This is a genomic window from Sphingomonas bacterium, assembly GCF_028289855.1.
Classification (GTDB): domain Bacteria; phylum Pseudomonadota; class Alphaproteobacteria; order Sphingomonadales; family Sphingomonadaceae; genus Sphingomonas.
Map to the genome: position 1 here is coordinate 20,404 of NZ_JAQGKZ010000084.1, position 15,163 is coordinate 35,566.

General features: G+C 65.5%; 16 protein-coding genes. 8 read left to right on the plus strand and 8 right to left on the minus strand.

What is annotated here, in order from left to right:
• The first annotated feature begins 213 nt into the window (after window positions 1-213).
• Both JWM94_RS16110 and JWM94_RS09895 read left to right on the plus strand, forming a co-directional pair.
• Window positions 214-2,304, plus strand: a complete 2,091-nt coding sequence (locus JWM94_RS16110; protein WP_367185880.1) for a LysM peptidoglycan-binding domain-containing protein — start codon at window positions 214-216, stop codon at window positions 2,302-2,304.
• Between the two features lie 451 nt (window positions 2,305-2,755).
• Window positions 2,756-4,456, plus strand: a complete 1,701-nt coding sequence (locus JWM94_RS09895) for an ABC transporter ATP-binding protein (RefSeq protein ID WP_299425847.1) — start codon at window positions 2,756-2,758, stop codon at window positions 4,454-4,456.
• Here the strand turns inward: JWM94_RS09895 and JWM94_RS09900 are convergent.
• Window positions 4,448-5,377 (minus strand): neutral zinc metallopeptidase, encoded by a 930-nt coding sequence (locus JWM94_RS09900; RefSeq protein ID WP_299425850.1) that lies wholly within the window; start codon window positions 5,375-5,377, stop codon window positions 4,448-4,450. The genes JWM94_RS09895 and JWM94_RS09900 overlap by 9 nt on opposite strands.
• Window positions 5,378-5,489: 112 nt before the next feature.
• Between JWM94_RS09900 and JWM94_RS09905 the strand changes: the two genes are divergently transcribed.
• Window positions 5,490-6,275, plus strand: coding sequence for a 3-hydroxybutyrate dehydrogenase (locus JWM94_RS09905; protein ID WP_299425896.1), 786 nt, complete (start codon window positions 5,490-5,492; stop codon window positions 6,273-6,275).
• 50 nt (window positions 6,276-6,325) lie between these two features.
• Window positions 6,326-6,940, plus strand: coding sequence for a DUF4893 domain-containing protein (locus JWM94_RS09910; RefSeq protein WP_299425853.1), 615 nt, complete (start codon window positions 6,326-6,328; stop codon window positions 6,938-6,940).
• A 136-nt stretch (window positions 6,941-7,076) separates the two neighbouring features.
• Here the strand turns inward: JWM94_RS09910 and JWM94_RS09915 are convergent, their stop codons facing one another.
• Window positions 7,077-7,232 carry a hypothetical protein gene (locus JWM94_RS09915; RefSeq protein ID WP_299425856.1) on the minus strand — a complete coding sequence of 52 codons (156 nt, stop codon included), beginning with the start codon at window positions 7,230-7,232 and terminating at the stop codon, window positions 7,077-7,079.
• Between the two features lie 159 nt (window positions 7,233-7,391).
• Between JWM94_RS09915 and JWM94_RS09920 the strand changes: the two genes are divergently transcribed.
• Both JWM94_RS09920 and JWM94_RS09925 read left to right on the plus strand, forming a co-directional pair.
• Window positions 7,392-8,783 (plus strand): short-chain fatty acyl-CoA regulator family protein, encoded by a 1,392-nt coding sequence (locus tag JWM94_RS09920; RefSeq protein WP_299425860.1) that lies wholly within the window; start codon window positions 7,392-7,394, stop codon window positions 8,781-8,783.
• A complete protein-coding gene (locus JWM94_RS09925) occupies window positions 8,783-9,238 on the plus strand; it encodes an AAC(3)-I family aminoglycoside N-acetyltransferase (RefSeq protein ID WP_299425863.1) in 456 nt (151 codons plus the stop codon). The genes JWM94_RS09920 and JWM94_RS09925 overlap by 1 nt, the downstream gene beginning before the upstream one ends.
• Window positions 9,239-9,247: 9 nt before the next feature.
• On the opposite strand, the gene JWM94_RS09930 is transcribed toward JWM94_RS09925, so the two are convergent.
• Both JWM94_RS09930 and JWM94_RS09935 read right to left on the minus strand, forming a co-directional pair.
• Entirely contained in the window at window positions 9,248-9,466 is a 219-nt protein-coding gene (locus JWM94_RS09930) for a hypothetical protein (RefSeq protein ID WP_299425866.1), read from the minus strand.
• A 69-nt stretch (window positions 9,467-9,535) separates the two neighbouring features.
• Entirely contained in the window at window positions 9,536-9,748 is a 213-nt protein-coding gene (locus JWM94_RS09935) for a cold-shock protein (protein ID WP_299425869.1), read from the minus strand.
• A gap of 297 nt (window positions 9,749-10,045) precedes the next feature.
• Between JWM94_RS09935 and JWM94_RS09940 the strand changes: the two genes are divergently transcribed.
• Window positions 10,046-11,641 (plus strand): isocitrate lyase, encoded by a 1,596-nt coding sequence (locus tag JWM94_RS09940; RefSeq protein ID WP_299425872.1) that lies wholly within the window; start codon window positions 10,046-10,048, stop codon window positions 11,639-11,641.
• A 470-nt stretch (window positions 11,642-12,111) separates the two neighbouring features.
• Here the strand turns inward: JWM94_RS09940 and JWM94_RS09945 are convergent, their stop codons facing one another.
• The 4 genes from JWM94_RS09945 to JWM94_RS09960 all read right to left on the minus strand — a co-directional run bounded on the left by JWM94_RS09945 (window position 12,112) and on the right by JWM94_RS09960 (window position 14,109).
• Window positions 12,112-12,507: a hypothetical protein gene (locus tag JWM94_RS09945; RefSeq protein ID WP_299425875.1), complete on the minus strand. Its 396-nt coding sequence runs from the start codon at window positions 12,505-12,507 to the stop codon at window positions 12,112-12,114.
• Between the two features lie 126 nt (window positions 12,508-12,633).
• Window positions 12,634-13,578 carry an aldo/keto reductase gene (locus JWM94_RS09950; protein WP_299425878.1) on the minus strand — a complete coding sequence of 315 codons (945 nt, stop codon included), beginning with the start codon at window positions 13,576-13,578 and terminating at the stop codon, window positions 12,634-12,636.
• Entirely contained in the window at window positions 13,575-13,763 is a 189-nt protein-coding gene (locus JWM94_RS09955) for a hypothetical protein (RefSeq protein WP_299425881.1), read from the minus strand. The genes JWM94_RS09950 and JWM94_RS09955 overlap by 4 nt, the downstream gene beginning before the upstream one ends.
• Window positions 13,764-13,842: 79 nt before the next feature.
• Window positions 13,843-14,109 carry a hypothetical protein gene (locus tag JWM94_RS09960; protein ID WP_299425884.1) on the minus strand — a complete coding sequence of 89 codons (267 nt, stop codon included), beginning with the start codon at window positions 14,107-14,109 and terminating at the stop codon, window positions 13,843-13,845.
• Window positions 14,110-14,211: 102 nt separating this feature from the next.
• Here JWM94_RS09960 and JWM94_RS09965 point away from each other — a divergent pair.
• The coding region (locus tag JWM94_RS09965; RefSeq protein ID WP_299425887.1) for a metalloregulator ArsR/SmtB family transcription factor at window positions 14,212-15,163 on the plus strand (952 nt) is incomplete at its 3' end.

A 15,163-nucleotide genomic window follows, 5' to 3' on the forward strand; every position in this document is an offset into this window, starting at 1 on the left:
GGCACGCAGACCGCGACCAATGATTACGACGTGCAGGGCCGCGTCGTCCGTGCCCAGGCGTTCACCATCGCCGGCAGCGGTATGACCGGGGACGTCACCGCGACCAAATACGACTGGTCGGGGGCGCTGCGGCGCCAGACGGTGACCTATGCCAACACGCGCACGACGGTGGATACCAGCGACACGTTCGGGCACGTCATGACGCATCAGGACATGGGCTATGTCACGACGACGTTCGGCTATGACCTGGGCGGGCGGCTGACCGAGCGCAGCACCGCCGGCACCGCGACCGAGACCCAACGCTACGGTTACTACAACACCGGGCTCGCCGCTTCGGTGTCGAGCGGGTTCGGCACCGGCGTCGGCTATTACGAGACCGCGCGCACCGACTATCGCTACAACGCGAACGGCCAGAAGACGCGCGAGATCGCGACGGTCGGCGCGGACACGTACGAGAACGCGACCGCCGATTACGACGCGCTGGGCCGGATGATCAGCTGGTCGGAAAGCGGGCTGACCGCGACGGGCGCGGTGTCCAAGACGCCGTCCGCATCGGTCGCGTGGCAGTATGACGCGGTCGGCAATATCCGCACGCAAACGCAAAGCTATTGGTATCTCAACGGCGACGGCTCGCAATGGACCGCGCAGGGGCTGCAGACCAAGACCTGGTGGTACGCCTACGATTCGATGAACCACGTGACCGTCGATCACGGCGCGCTGGTGTCGGGCATCATCAAGCGCGACCAGTCCGGGGTGGACTTGCTCTACGACCTGGCCGGGCGGCGGACGAGCGCGACCACCAACAAGACGCTGACCGGCCAGGTGACGGTGTGGGTGCGCGATCCGGGCCATGGGCCATATGGGGACGACTTCCCGCTCGAGGGTGGCGAGGGCTGGCACCAGGAAACGCAGGACCGTTACTACGACGGGACCAACGTCGAGAGCTACGGCTATGACGCGGCGGGCAACCTCCACACCGCGTCGATCCTGGCGACCGGCTATACCGACAACGGCGACGGCACGATCACGGTGCTCAGCGGCACCACCCGCGCGATGGGCGGCGGCACCTACAGCTTCGACGGGCTGGGCCGCCAGACGCATCAGGTCGACACGGTGGAGGGCGGCGCATCCGTGTACGACCACACGCAATATTACGACGCGAAGGGCCGTGTCTCGCTCGACTATGTGACGCAGTTGCAGGGGTCGGACATGGTCACCACGACCACGACCAACACTTATGGCGACGGCACCGGCACGAGCTATGCGCTGGGCGCGGTGACCTCCTCGGGGACGACCGGCTACCGCGTGAACGGCGGCGGGACGACGACGGCGCCGACCACCAGCACGGTGACGACCTATGGCTGGTACGACGGCGCGGTGCAGACACAGGTCGACTATACCGTCGCGGGATCGGCCGCGCAGCACACCTATTACACCAACTCGGCGCTGGGCGTGTTCCAGTCGGCGAGCGTCGCCGACGGGCGGGCGCGGACGATCACCGTGACCAACAACGCGCTGGGCCAGGCGATCCGGCGCGACGAGGCGGACGGCACTGCGTGGAACGGCACGACCTACACCGGCGGCGACCCGCACGAGGCGTGGTACCGGTTCGACGGCAAGCAGGTCGGCTATACCGGCAACGACGGGACGTACGATTCGAGCTATGCCGGCAGCCTGACCGACCGCACGCACACGATCTGGGGCGGCTCGGGCGCGTTCCGCTACGGCGGCACGCTGGGGGCTGCGACCGCGGACTTCAACGACCGGCTGACCCCGATCAACACCTGGGCGCAAGGGTCGGGCGGGGGCAGCTACACGGTGCGCAGCGGCGACACGCTGGCGGGGATCGCGGCGCAGCTGTGGGGCGATGCCGGGCTGTGGTACAAGCTGGCCGAGGCCAACGGCATGACCGGCGACGGGTCGCTGGTCGCGGGGCAGACGCTCACCCCCACGCCCTCTCGATACACGGTCGCGGAGGTGGATAGCCTGGGAAGCAAAATTGCGAAAACTCGGGTCGAAATTTCGGGCTTTTTCGATCTGCTCGACGAGAAGCGCGGTATCCTTAGATCCCAGCCTCGCGTTTCGAAAGGCGACTCATTTTGCGTGGAGAGCAATGGAGTTCGGGAAATCCTTGTCAGTAACCCAGACCTAAAGAAAATAGCGAAAGGGATTTCCGGGAAGGTCGTCGTGTCCGGAGAGTATTGGGGCGCCGCAAGCTTCTTGAGTGACTATACCGACAAAAACACGCTATTTAATGAATGTAACGGGCCTTTATATTTGGAGACCATAAAAAAAGAATTGTGATGTAAGATCACTGTGATATAATACTAAGTACGTTAATTTCGCCGTGCCGCATAATTGCCTCTCAGAACTTGGGTTGCGGTGTGGATTACGGTGACAGTTTACTAAATGCACTAGACGCGCCGCGCTACACGAAACCATTTTCCTACAAGCGAAACGTCATGATATGATGCAGGCCGCTCTTTGACAGCCTGAATATCCCGCATCCCGCGCAAGCCGCCGCACAGCGCTCGCGAACCTGTGACGTACCGCGAACATTGGGAACATTCGCACGCGTCCGCGCCACCGATGTGCACGCGCCTTTTGTTTCCGCATATGCGCGACCTTCGTGAAGTTTCACCGCGGTCACGACCGCCGCGCCGCTGGGCAACCTTTGCCACGTTCGCCGGCCCAGCGCAGGCCGCCGACGCCTCACCCGGTGACAGCGGCCCCATCCCTCCCTAACAGCGGAACCGTGACGGGGGAGCATCCACGATCGGAATCGGGGCGGGCGGCGCTGGCGGCGGCGCGCGCGTTGATGACCGCGCAGCCCGGCCAGACCGCGCTGGCGTTCGGACTGGCGTTGCTCGGCGCGGTGGTCGAGGGCGCGGGGCTGTTGCTGCTCGTGCCGATCCTGGGCGCGTTGACCGGGGCGAGCGAGCTGTCCTGGGTGCGCGCCGCGGCGGCGCGATGGGGGTTCGCCACGCCCGCGTCGCTGACGGGCGTGCTGGTCGCCGGGTTCGTCGCGATGATGATCGTGCGCGCGGTGATGCTCTACGCGCGCGACATGACGCTGCAATCGCTGCAGTTCCGCTTCGTCGATGCGCAAAGGTTGCGGGTGATGCGCGCGCTGGCGGTGGCGCCGTGGGCGAAGGTCGCGGCGCTCGACCATTCGCGCATCACGACGCTCTTGGGGCTCGACATGACCCGGGTCGGTGCCACCGCGCAGTTGATGGTGCAGATTTGCGTCGGGCTGATCTCGCTGGGCGTGCAACTGGCGGTGGTGGCGGTCTTGTCGCCGGTGCTGGCGGTCATCGCGGTGGTGGCGATCGTCGGCGGCGGTGGCGCGCTCCTGCTGCTCCAGCGTCACGCCTTCGCCAGCGGCACGAAGGTCATGCGCGCCGGGCAGTCGATGATGAGCAACGCCGCCGGGTTTCTGGGCGGGCTGAAGATCGCCGCGGCGCAGCGGATGCGCGACCGCTTCGTCGCCGAATTCGCCGCGGCCCAGGCGCGGTCGCGGGCGAGCGGGCTGGCGTTCCAGCGCAGTCAGGCGCGCGCGCGGCTGGCGTTCTCGGTCGGCTCGGCGTGCGTGCTCGCGGGCGTGGTGGTCGGCGGGGTCGGGCTGCTCGGGATCGCGCCGGCGCGGCTGATCATCGTCGTCCTGGTGTTCGCGCGGATGATCGGGCCGGTGCAGCAATTGCAGCAATCGGTCGTCGCGATCGTCTATGGCTTGCCGACCTTCGCCTCGGTGGTCGAGGCCGAGCGGCATTTCGCCGCGGCGCCCGAACCGGTCGGTGCCGCGGCGGTAGCTGGCGGCGCGATCGAACTCCACGGTGTGGCCTATCTCCACCCCGACGGCGGCGGGCTGAAGGCGGCGACGCTGACCATTGCCGAGGGATCGATCACCGGCATCACCGGTCCAAGCGGTGGCGGCAAGACCACGCTGATCGACGTGATCACCGGACTGCTGACGCCCCAGTCCGGATCGGTGTCAGTCGGCGGGCAGAAACTGACCGGCGGCTGGGGCGCGGCGGTCGCCTATGTGCCGCAGGACGGGTTCATGTTTCACGACACCGTGCGGCGCAACCTCGATTGGGGCGACGACACGATCGGCGAGGCGGCGATGCTCGATGCGATCGCGCGCGCCGGTGCCGCCGACATCGTCGCGCGGATGCCCAACGGGCTGGACAGCATCGTCGGCGAGCGCGGCGCGTTGCTGTCTGGGGGCGAGCGCCAGCGGCTGGCGATCGCCCGCGCGTTGCTGCGGCGCCCGCGGCTGCTGATCCTCGACGAGGCGACCAACGCGATCGACGAAGCCGGCGAGGCTGGTTTGCTCGACCGGCTGGCCGCACTCGATCCGCGCCCGACGATCCTGATCGTCGCGCACCGCGATTCTAGCCTCAGCCGCTGCGACCGCCTGATCCGTGTCGAAGAAGGCGTCGCCTCGCTAGTTTAGCGCGCCCGCAAAGGTGTCACACTGGCGATAATCGCCGCTATCGATACCGCGCTTGAGCCACGTCATGCGCTGTTCCGAGGTGCCGTGGGTGAAGCTGTCGGGGACGACCCGGCCCTGCATTTCGCGTTGCAGCGTGTCGTCGCCGATCGCCTTGGCCGCGGTCATTCCTTCGGCCAGATCGTCGGGGTCCATCCGGGCGCGGTTCTGCGCCGCCCAGACGCCGGCGAAGCAATCCGCCTGAAGTTCGAGCATCACCGACAGCCGGTTGCCGTCGGTCGCGCTCGCTCTGCGCTGAAGCGACGAGACTCGGTCCGAGGTGCCGAGCAAATTCTGGATATGATGGCCGAATTCGTGCGCGATCACGTAATCCTGCGCGAAGTCACCCGACGCGCCGAATTTCTGCACCAATTCCTGGAAAAAACTGGTGTCGAGGTAGACGCCCTGGTCCTGCGGGCAGTAAAACGGTCCCATCGCCGATTGCGCCGCGCCGCAGCCCGACTGGCCGTTGCCGTCGTAGAAGACCAGCTTGGGCTGGTCGAACTGCTTGCCCTGCTTGGCGAAGATCGCCGCCCAGGTCTTGTCGGCCGAACTGAACGCGTTGCACGCGACCTTACTCCCGGCGTCTAGCGTGCAGCTCGAGGCGGTATCGCTGCCCGCGCGACGGGTTTCGGTCGGCGCCGACGATCCGGCGACCTGGCTGCCCCCGCCGCCGAGCATTTGCAGTCCGCCGCCGAAGAACAGGAAAATGCCAAGCACGACCGCGACGCCGAATACGCCAAACCGGCTGAAGATCATCGGCAGGAACGCGAACAGCAATCCGCCCCCGCCGCTACCGCCGCCAAAGCCGCCGAATCCGCTGCCACCGCCCGATCCACGCTGGTCCTCGACATTGATGTTGGGATCGAAATCGTCGAGCCGCATCGCGCGCTCCCCCGTTCGTTATCGTTGCGTATCAAATGCGCGTGTCGCGCGGTGGTTGCAATCGCCCGTTCGATCGGGTCTTGCGCTGGATGGGTCGATGAGGAGTGGGACGATGTTTCTGAAGGGCAAGAGTGCGATCGTTACCGGGTCCACCTCAGGGATCGGGTTAGCCTATGCCAAAGCGCTGGCGGGCGAGGGTGCTGCCGTGATGATCAATGGCTTTGGCGATGCGGAGGCGATCGAGGCCGAGCGGGCCGAGCTTGCCGCGATCAGCGGCGCCAAGGCTGTCTACGACTCCGCCGACATGACCAAGCCCGACCAGATCGCTGCGTTGGTCGCGCGCTGCCACGATGAACTCGGTGGCCCTGACATCCTGATCAACAATGCCGGCATCCAGCACGTCGCGCCGATCGACGACCTCCCGATCGATAAATGGGATGCGATCATTGCGATCAACTTGTCGAGCGCGTTCCACACGATGCGCGCGGCGATCCCCTTCATGCGGACGAAGAAGTGGGGGCGGATCATTTCGACCGCGTCGGCGCACAGCCTGGTCGCGAGCCCCAACAAATCGGCGTACGTCGCCGCCAAGCACGGTCTCGCCGGGCTGACCAAGGCGGTCGCGCTGGAAGTCGCCACGCACGGCATCACCGCCAATTGCATCTCGCCCGGCTATGTCTGGACGCCGCTGGTCGAAAACCAGATCCCCGGCACGATGGAAACGCGCGGCCTGACTCGCGATCAGGTGATCAACGACGTGATGCTGTCCGCGCAGGCGACCAAGGAGTTCGTGACGCCGGAACAACTCGCCGCGCTGGCGTTGTTCCTGTGCCGCGACGAGGCAAAATCGATCACCGGCGCCAATATGTCGGTTGATGGCGGCTGGACCGCGGCCTGACCGCGCAAGCCGTGCGCAACTAATGCGCGGCCCGGCGGGTTGTCGGAGGCATGAGGGCTATCCTTTATCTGCTGCTCGCATCTACCCTGGCGGTCGGCCCGGCCGGCGCGATGGCTCGCGACGGCGTTCCCACCAATTGGCACAATGTTGCAAGCGACGCTGATCGTGACCGGTTGCGCAACATACGTCAAGCGTGGACCGATGCGCTCGCCAAGGCGCGCGGCGCGGGCAACACCAAGGCGATTGCAGCGCAGGGCGTGCTGTTCGATCCTGACGTAGCGTTGGACAACGCCAAGCCGCCAGCCGGCGATTACCATTGCCGTGTCTTCAAGCTCGGCGCCAAGGGCGCGGGCAATTCGGATTTCGTCGCCTATCCCACGTTCCGGTGCCGTGTCGCCATCGACGGCGCGCTGCCGCGGCTAAGCAAGCTCGCCGGCTCGCAGCGCCCGACCGGGCAATTGTTCGACGACGGGCGCTATCGCCAGATCTTCCTCGGCACGCTCGAACTCGGCGACGAGCGCAGCGCTCTGGAATACGGCCGCGATGCGGGGCGCGACATGGCGGGGACGGTCGAACGGATCGGCCCCAGGCGCTGGCGGCTGACTTTGCCCTATCCGCATTTCGAATCGGTGCTGGACGTTATCGAACTGGTGCCCGCGCGCTAAGTCCGAAGGCCGAACTCGCCGCGCGGCCCGGCGAAAGCATGGACGTGAAAATGCCCGCCGGAACGAAGTCCGACGGGCATCCTTTCCTCCCCAGGAAATCTGCCGCGCGCCGGGGGGTCGGGGGGCGGCGCCAATCTCAGCCGACGCGGCCGAGGCGGTGATAGAGGTTGGAGAATTTGACCGACTTGGGATCGTCGGCGATCTGACGGACATACGCGCCGACCGCTTCCTTCATCAGCGAGAAGTCCTCGGTTGAGAAGACGGCGCGGCTGCGCTGCGGCTCGTTCGACATGTCGCATCCTTTACAATCGCGGCCGGCAAGTCACCGGCCTGGCCATTCTATAAGCCGCAATCGCGCAAACATGCGCGATTCACGCATGCTATGACGGGTTTGGTTGTGCGAGAGCACGCCATTCGTTAAGTAGCGTTGTAAATTATTGACGAGGAATAGATGGCCGAACGCAAGGTATTGGCGGGGCATGCGGTGCGGCGGCTACGGCGGCGCGAGGGGCTGACGCAGGCGGCGATGGCCGAGATGCTGTCGATCAGCCCATCCTATCTCAATCTGGTCGAAAAGAATCAGCGCCCGCTGTCCGCGATGCTGTTGGTCAGGCTCGCCGAGACGTTCGATTTCGATCCCCGCGCGTTGGCGGCGGGGGAGCCGGGCGGTGGTGCCGCGGCGATCCGGCGGCGGCTCGCCGACCCGATGTTCGCTGATCTGGAAATCGACCGCAACGAGGTCGAGGAATGGCTCGCCGGCGCGCCGGGCGGCGCCGAGGCGTTCGCGCGGGCGTTCGACCGCATGAGCGTCGCTGCCGATCCCGATGGCGCGCTTGCGGCCGCCGATCCGATCGCCGAAGTGCGGCGCGAGATCGAGCGCTGGCGCGGGCATTTCGCCGATCTCGACTCGGCGGCCGAGACGCTGGCCGACGAACTCCGGCTCGGCGCGGGCGATCTGTACGGCGCGATCGCCGAGCGATTGCGCGTCAAGCACCAGCTCGCGATCCGTATCCTGCCGGTCGATGTCATGCCCGATCTGCTCCGCCGCACCGATCTCCACGCGCGGCAATTGCAATTGTCCGAAACGCTCGATCCCGCCAGCCGAACCTTCGCCGCCACCTACCAGCTCGCCCAAATCGAAGCGCGCGAGGCGATCGATGCGCTGGTCAAGGGCGCCGGGTTCGCCGATCGCGCCGCCGAACGGCTCTATCGCCGCTATTTGACCAGCTATTTTGCGGCTGCCGTGATGATGCCCTATGCGCGTTTCCTGCGCGCCTGCGAAGCGACCGGTTATGACGTCGAGCTGTTGCAGCGGCGGTTCGGTGCCGGGTTCGAGCAAGTCGCGCACCGGCTGACCACGTTGCAGCGGGTGGGCGCGCGGGGTTTGCCGTTCTTCATGGTCCGCATCGATCGCGCCGGACAGGCGTCGAAACGGTTTTCGGGGGCGAGCGGTTCGGCGCTGACCGAGAGCGACGCACGGTGTCCGTTGTGGCGAGTCCATCATGCCTTCGACAATCCCGATGACTTGGCCGTGCAACTGGTCGAGCTGGAGGACGGCGCGCGCTGGCTGACCTTGTCGCGCACCGTCTCGCCGCAGGGCCGGCAATATGGCGCGGTGCGCGCGAAGTTCGCCATCGGGCTGGGTGTGTCCGCGGATCTCGCCAACAGCCTCGCGGCGGCGCGCGGCATCGACTTGAAGGGCGAAGCGACCCCGATCGGTCTCGGCTGCCGCGCGTGCAGCCGCAGCGCCTGCCCGCAACGCAGCGCCCCGCCGGCTGGCCGCGCACTGCTGATCAACGAGCGCGAGCGCGGGGTCAGCGCGTTTACCTTTGGGGGAGATTGATGGCCGACGTCGCGATTCACCGGCTGGGGGCCAATGACACCGACACGATACGCGCAATGCTGGCGATGTTCGGCGATGCGTTCGAGGACGTGAAAGCCTATCGGTCGGCTCAGCCGGACGACGCCTATCTGGCGCGGCTGCTCGCCAGCGAAACGTTCATCGCGCTGGCTGCGATCGTCGATGGCGCGGTGGTCGGAGGGATCGCCGGGTATGTGCTCCACAAGTTCGAGCAAGCGCGACGCGAGGTCTATCTCTACGATCTGGCAGTTGCCGAAGCCCACCGGCGGCGCGGCATCGCGTCGGCGCTGATCGGCGAACTACGGAGCGTGGCGGTCACGATCGGGGCGTACGTGATCTTCGTTCAGGCCGACCTGGGCGACGATCCCGCGATCGCGCTCTACGAGAGCCTTGGCGATCGCGAGGACGTGCTGCACTTCGATATTGCGGTGCCCTGAAGGCGCGATTTACTCGGCGGCGGCCATCATCCGCTGTTCCACGGCATGCGCGGCGGCGTTCTCACGCTCCGTGCGCAGCTTCGACGTACGTTCGAGTCGTTCGGCCATTTCTTCCCACGCACGCGCGGCACGCTCGCAACGTTCACGCACGTTGTCGAGCCCGCTGGCGGCGGCGTTGGCGCGCTCCATGGCGGCGCGGTTACGGTAGAGTTCCGGGGTGTCGGACATTCGATTCTCCTGGCGGGCCCCAATAGCACAAATGGGCGGCCCGACCGAGTCGAGCCGCCCGGCGACCGATTACTCGGCCGCCATCTTCACGTTGACCGCGGCCTGCTTGCCGCGCTTGTCGTTTTCCAGATCGTAGGTCACCCGATCGTTCTGGTTGAGCGTGTTGATGCCCGCCTGCTCGAGCGCGGTGATGTGGACGAACGCGTCCTGTCCGCCGCCATCGGGCGCAATGAAGCCATAGCCCTTGTCGGCATTGAAGAATTTTACGGTGCCGGTCGTCATGTTGGTCGTCCTTCTTTGACAGGGCCCGCCCGAGATTCGGGCGGCCCGATGCCGCGGCTGCAGGGAAAGAAGGAGAAAGGAGCCGCAAAGCGCCGAAGACCGTCGATATGCGACTGTAGCCCGCACGATATGGGCGCTAAGCGCAAAAATAGCAAATCGACGCTTGAAAACTATTTACAAACGCACAGCGGACAAGTGCCTAAATCTGACGCCGCGACCCTCGCTTAGCCACGACGTCCACTGAAGTGCATGTAAATTCGCGTACATCCCTCGCCCAGATCAACCGAGGACGCCACCGTGACCTACCACGACAACATTGCGCAGACCGATCAGCTGATCGCCGGTTATAACGGCACGTGGGACGGGATCAGCGCCGAGGCGGTGGCGCGGATGCGCGCGCAGAATCGCTTCCGCACCGGCCTCGACATCGCGCGTTACACCGCCGCGATCATGCGGCGCGACATGGCGGCATACGACGCCGACCCGGCCGCCTACACCCAGTCGCTCGGCTGCTGGCATGGCTTCATCGGCCAGCAGAAGATGATCAGCATCAAGAAGCATTTCGGTTCGACCGAGCGGCGCTATTTGTATCTCTCGGGCTGGATGATCGCGGCGCTGCGCAGCGAATTCGGGCCGCTCCCCGACCAATCGATGCACGAAAAGACCAGCGTGCCCGCACTGATCGAGGAACTCTACACCTTCCTGCGCCAGGCCGACGCGCGCGAATTGGGCGGGCTGTTCCGCGAGCTCGATGCCGCGCGCGATGCGGGTGACGAGGTCAACGAGCAGCGCCTGCTCAACGCGATCGAGCATTACCAGACGCACGTCGTGCCGATCATCGCCGATATCGATGCCGGGTTCGGCAACGCCGAGGCCACGTACCTGCTAGCCAAGAAGATGATCGAGGCGGGTGCGTGTGCCCTGCAGATCGAGAACCAGGTCAGCGACGAAAAGCAGTGCGGGCACCAGGACGGCAAGGTCACCGTGCCGCACGAGGACTTCCTCGCGAAGGTCCGCGCGTGCCGTTACGCCTTCCTCGAACTCGGCGTCGAGGACGGGATCATCGTCACGCGCACCGATTCGCTCGGCGCCGGCCTGACCAAGCAGATCGCGGTGTCGAAGGAACCCGGCGACCTTGGCGACCAGTATAATTCCTACCTCGATTGCGAGGAGATCGATCCCGCGACCGCGCAGAATGGCGACGTTATCCTCAACCGCGACGGCAAATTGCTGCGGCCCAAGCGCTTGCCGTCGAACCTGTTCCAGTTCCGCGCGGGCACGGGCGCCGATCGGTGCGTGATGGATTGCATCGCCAGCCTCGACAACGGCGCCGACCTGTTGTGGATCGAGACCGAGAAGCCGCACATCGAGCAGATCGCGTCGATGGTCGATCGCATCCGCGCGGTCCATCCGACCGCGAAATTGGTCTACAACAACTCGCCCAGCTTCAACTGGACGCTCAATTTCCGGCAGCAGGTGTTCGATGCATGGGCGGAAGCCGGGCGCAACGTGGCGGCGTATGACCGCGCCAAGCTGATGTCGGTCGATTACGACCGCACCGAACTGGCCGCCGAAGCCGACGAACGCATCCGCACCTTCCAGTCGGAAAGCGCGAAGCGGGCGGGCATCTTCCACCACCTCATCACGCTGCCGACCTATCACACCGCGGCGCTGTCGACCGACAATCTGGCCAAGGAGTATTTCGGCGACCAGGGCATGCTGGGCTACGTCAAGAACGTCCAGCGCGCCGAAATCCGCCAAGGCATCGCGGCGGTGAAGCACCAGAACATGTCGGGGTCGGACATCGGCGACGACCACAAGGACTATTTCGCGGGCGAGGCGGCGCTGAAGGCCGGCGGCGCACACAACACGATGAACCAGTTCGCGGCGTAGGCGGCACGCGGCGATTGCATCGCCGCGAGACCGCCAAGCCCGGCCGGCGGGGCCGAAGGCTCCCGTCCGACGACGCAGCTTCGCCGCTGCGGGCCACCAAGAGGCACCCTCGGGAGAGGATGCGGCGGGTCGGAGGAAAACCTTCGGCCCGCCAACTTTTCTGAAGGTGCCGACGGTATCGCGCAAAGCAACCTCGCACCCCGCTAACGTCGCAAAAGTCGCGCCCCTACGCGCGAGACGGCTGTCGCCAATGCTAACGTCGCAAAAGTCACAGCCCTACGCGCGGGGGCGCCGCGCCATCGAATGTTCCCAATGTTCGCGGTGGCCATGGACATCGTGCCCATACGCAATCGCGGGCCAGAAGTGACCCGCGCCAAATCGCATATTCAACCTGTCAAAGAGCGGCGCGAATCATAGCACGGTCGTTGGTCTGTAGGAAAATGCCATAATCTTACGACCGCTTTTGGTGGTTAGCTGCCATCGTCGATTAGCGACCTGTATCGCTCGTCCTTGGCTTCAAATGCCCGTCCTTCGGACTTCACATTGGCGATGATGAATTGTTCCTTGGCCTTTCGCAGATCCCCACGCTCGAAGGCCACTTTACCTACGAGAAATTCGACTTCCCCCATATCGTGGCGCTTAGCAGCGAACATCGGAGCTCGATCCGCCCACTCCTGCGCTACCTCGAGATCGCCTTCCTTGAGCGCAAGAGCTACCCCATATTCAACGATCAAATAGGCGTTGAGCGTTTCCGGCTTTGGATCGGGGACTCTTGACCAAAGGGCTGTCAGTTCGACAAGACCCGTGCGAAAATCACCAGCGCTGTATTTCGCACCAATTGGACGCAGCTCTGCCATCACATCCATCAGACTCTAACCCCCGCATTGAGCAAAGGTGATGGCTAAACAGGTTCCGCCGATGTCCGCAATTGGGTCGTCAACTGCCATTGCCGAAAGTTCACGACGCGCCTCCAAAAGAATGTCGATCGGCCCTCAAGCCCCCGCCGTGTCCAGCCGCTCCAACTGATCCGCGCTCAGCGCCAAATCCATCGCCGGCAGCAATTCCTGAAGCTGCGTCACACTGGTCGCGCTTGCGATCGGCGCCGTCACCCCCGGCTGCGCGGCGAGCCACGCCAGCGAAATCTGCGCCAGCGTCGCGCCGGTTTCCGCCGCGACCGCGTCGAGCGCCGCGAGCACCGCCGGCCCGTTGCCGTCGAGATACGCCTGCATGCGGCCACCGCGCACGCTCTTCCCGAAATCCGCCGCCGAGCGATACTTGCCGGTCAGGAAGCCCGAGGCGAGACCGTAATAGGGCAGCACGCCGATATTGTGCTCGACGCAATAATCCTGGAGTTCGCCTTCGAACTTGTGGCGGCTGACGAGATTGTATTCGGGCTGGAGCGCCTCGAAATGCGGCCCGCCAGCGGCGCGCGCAATGTCGTTGGCCGACTTGAGCCGCGCGGCGTGGAAGTTGGACGCGCCGAGCGTCGCGACCTTGCCCGCAGCGACCAGCCTGGCGAAGGCTTCCATATACGCCTCCTGCGGCGTCGAATCGTCGTCCTGATGCGCGTAATAAAGCGCGATCTGCTCGACCCCGAGCCGCTGGAGCGAGGCGTCGCACGCCGCGGCGATCCGCGCGGGGTTCAGCTTCTCGCCGCCCTCGCCGGGCAGCATCCCGACCTTGGTCGCGACGCCCATCGTCTTGCCGCTCGCCTTGAGCCACTCGCCGATCACGCTTTCGGACTCGCCGCCTTTGTGTCCCGGAACCCACGCCGAATAGACATCGGCGGTGTCGATCAACGTCCCGCCGGCGTCGGCGAACGCGTCGAGGATCGCGAAACTGGCCGCCTTGTCGGCGGTCCAGCCGAACACGTTGCCGCCAAGACAGAGTTTGGGCGTGTGCAGCTGGCTCGAGCCGAGGCGGCGCGTTTCGGTCATTGAGCGTTCCCTTGGTCGGCCGGCTGGGTGTTATCGATGGGCTCGCTCGTCAGGTTGATATCCTGCGACGCCGCCGCTTCGTTGAGCATGCGATCCTCTTCGGGGGACACGCCGCCGACATCGTCGCTGCGCTGATGGCAACCGGCGAGAAAGAGAAGGGGCAGCATCATGGATATGCGGATCATTCTACCTCCGTCATCCCAGCGAAAGCTGGGATCTCATGCGGCCAAGCGACTCCAGCTTTCGCTGGAGTGACGATGAAACTCAGTCCTGGATCTCGTTGCCGGTATCCTTGAGCGCCTGGCCGGCCTTGTCCTTGGCGTCGTCGGCGACCTTGCCGACCTTGTCCATGCTGTTCTCGGCGGCGCCGAACGCCTTGTTGGTGGCGGCGTCGACGTCGCGATTGGCTTCCGCCATCGTCGCGTTGGCATCGGCGGACATCGTGTTGCCGGCGGTCGCGGCTTCGTTCTGCGCCTTCTGGCTGCAGCCCGCGAGCGCGAGGATGGCGAGGGGAAGGAGGAATTTGGTCATGGTTGGAAACTCCGCGAACGTGGTGAACATCGCCTAGAACGCAGCCGCTGCCCGCGCAACGCGTTGACGTGATATAAAGATATCTTTATATCTATATGCGACATGCCGAACACGCTCGACATCTTCCGCGCGCTTGCCGATTCGACGCGGCTGCGTATCGTCGCGCTGGTGCGGTCGATGGAGCTGTCGGTCGGCGAGCTGGCGCAAGTGCTCGGGCAGAGCCAGCCGCGTGTGTCGCGTCACGTGAAAATCCTCTCCGACGCCGGGATCGTCGAGCGCCGCAAGGAAGGGTCGTGGGTATTCGTCGCGATGGGCTCGACCGACGTCGCGACGCCGCTCTGCGCCGCGCTCGACGCGTGGGAAGGTGACCGCGCGCAGGCTCGGGCGGAGGCCGATGCCGCGCGCTTGGCCGCAGTGCGCGCCGATCGCGCGGCAAGCGCGGCGGGCTGGTTCGAGGGCAATGCCGGGCAGTGGGACGCGATCCGATCGCTGCATGTCGCCGAAAGCCAGGTCGAGGCGGCGATGGCCGGGGTGCTCGGCGACGCGCGGGTCGAGCGGCTAATCGATATCGGCACCGGCACGGGGCGGATGCTCGAGCTGTTCGCCGGGCAGGCAACCCATGCGCTCGGCATCGACCGCAGTTCCGAAATGCTGCGGCTGGCGCGCGCCAAGTTGAGCGAAAAGGGTTTCGATCACGCCGAGTTGCGCCAGGCCGATCTCTATGCGCTGCCGCTCGACGCCGGGACGGCGGACCTCGCGATCCTGCACCACGTGCTGCATTTCGCGCAGACGCCCGACGCGGCGATCGCCGAGGCGGCGCGCGTGCTCGGGCCGGGCGGGCGCTTGCTGATCGTCGATTTCGCGCCGCACGGCCGTGAGGAATTGCGCACGCGTGACGCGCATGCCCGGCTGGGCTTTTCGGACGAGCAGATGCTCGGCTGGTTCGACGCAGCGGGGCTCGCCCCGGCGCGGACCGAAACCTTGGAGGGCGGCGAGTTGACCGTGAAATTGTGGCTGGCGCGCAAGTTGGGCGAGCCAGTGCGGATGGTGGAGG

Coding starts and splice junctions, on each gene's coding strand:
- JWM94_RS09920 (WP_299425860.1), top strand. CDS start 7,392: ATGGCCGAACGCAAGGTATTGGCGGGGCATGCGGTGCGGCGGCTACGG.
- JWM94_RS09910 (WP_299425853.1), top strand. CDS start 6,326: ATGAGGGCTATCCTTTATCTGCTGCTCGCATCTACCCTGGCGGTCGGC.
- JWM94_RS09955 (WP_299425881.1), bottom strand. CDS start 13,763: ATGATCCGCATATCCATGATGCTGCCCCTTCTCTTTCTCGCCGGTTGC.
- JWM94_RS09915 (WP_299425856.1), bottom strand. CDS start 7,232: ATGTCGAACGAGCCGCAGCGCAGCCGCGCCGTCTTCTCAACCGAGGAC.
- JWM94_RS09935 (WP_299425869.1), bottom strand. CDS start 9,748: ATGACGACCGGCACCGTAAAATTCTTCAATGCCGACAAGGGCTATGGC.
- JWM94_RS09900 (WP_299425850.1), bottom strand. CDS start 5,377: ATGCGGCTCGACGATTTCGATCCCAACATCAATGTCGAGGACCAGCGT.
- JWM94_RS09930 (WP_299425866.1), bottom strand. CDS start 9,466: ATGTCCGACACCCCGGAACTCTACCGTAACCGCGCCGCCATGGAGCGC.
- JWM94_RS09945 (WP_299425875.1), bottom strand. CDS start 12,507: ATGGATGTGATGGCAGAGCTGCGTCCAATTGGTGCGAAATACAGCGCT.
- JWM94_RS09905 (WP_299425896.1), top strand. CDS start 5,490: ATGTTTCTGAAGGGCAAGAGTGCGATCGTTACCGGGTCCACCTCAGGG.
- JWM94_RS09950 (WP_299425878.1), bottom strand. CDS start 13,578: ATGACCGAAACGCGCCGCCTCGGCTCGAGCCAGCTGCACACGCCCAAA.
- JWM94_RS16110 (WP_367185880.1), top strand. CDS start 214: ATGGGCTATGTCACGACGACGTTCGGCTATGACCTGGGCGGGCGGCTG.
- JWM94_RS09925 (WP_299425863.1), top strand. CDS start 8,783: ATGGCCGACGTCGCGATTCACCGGCTGGGGGCCAATGACACCGACACG.
- JWM94_RS09960 (WP_299425884.1), bottom strand. CDS start 14,109: ATGACCAAATTCCTCCTTCCCCTCGCCATCCTCGCGCTCGCGGGCTGC.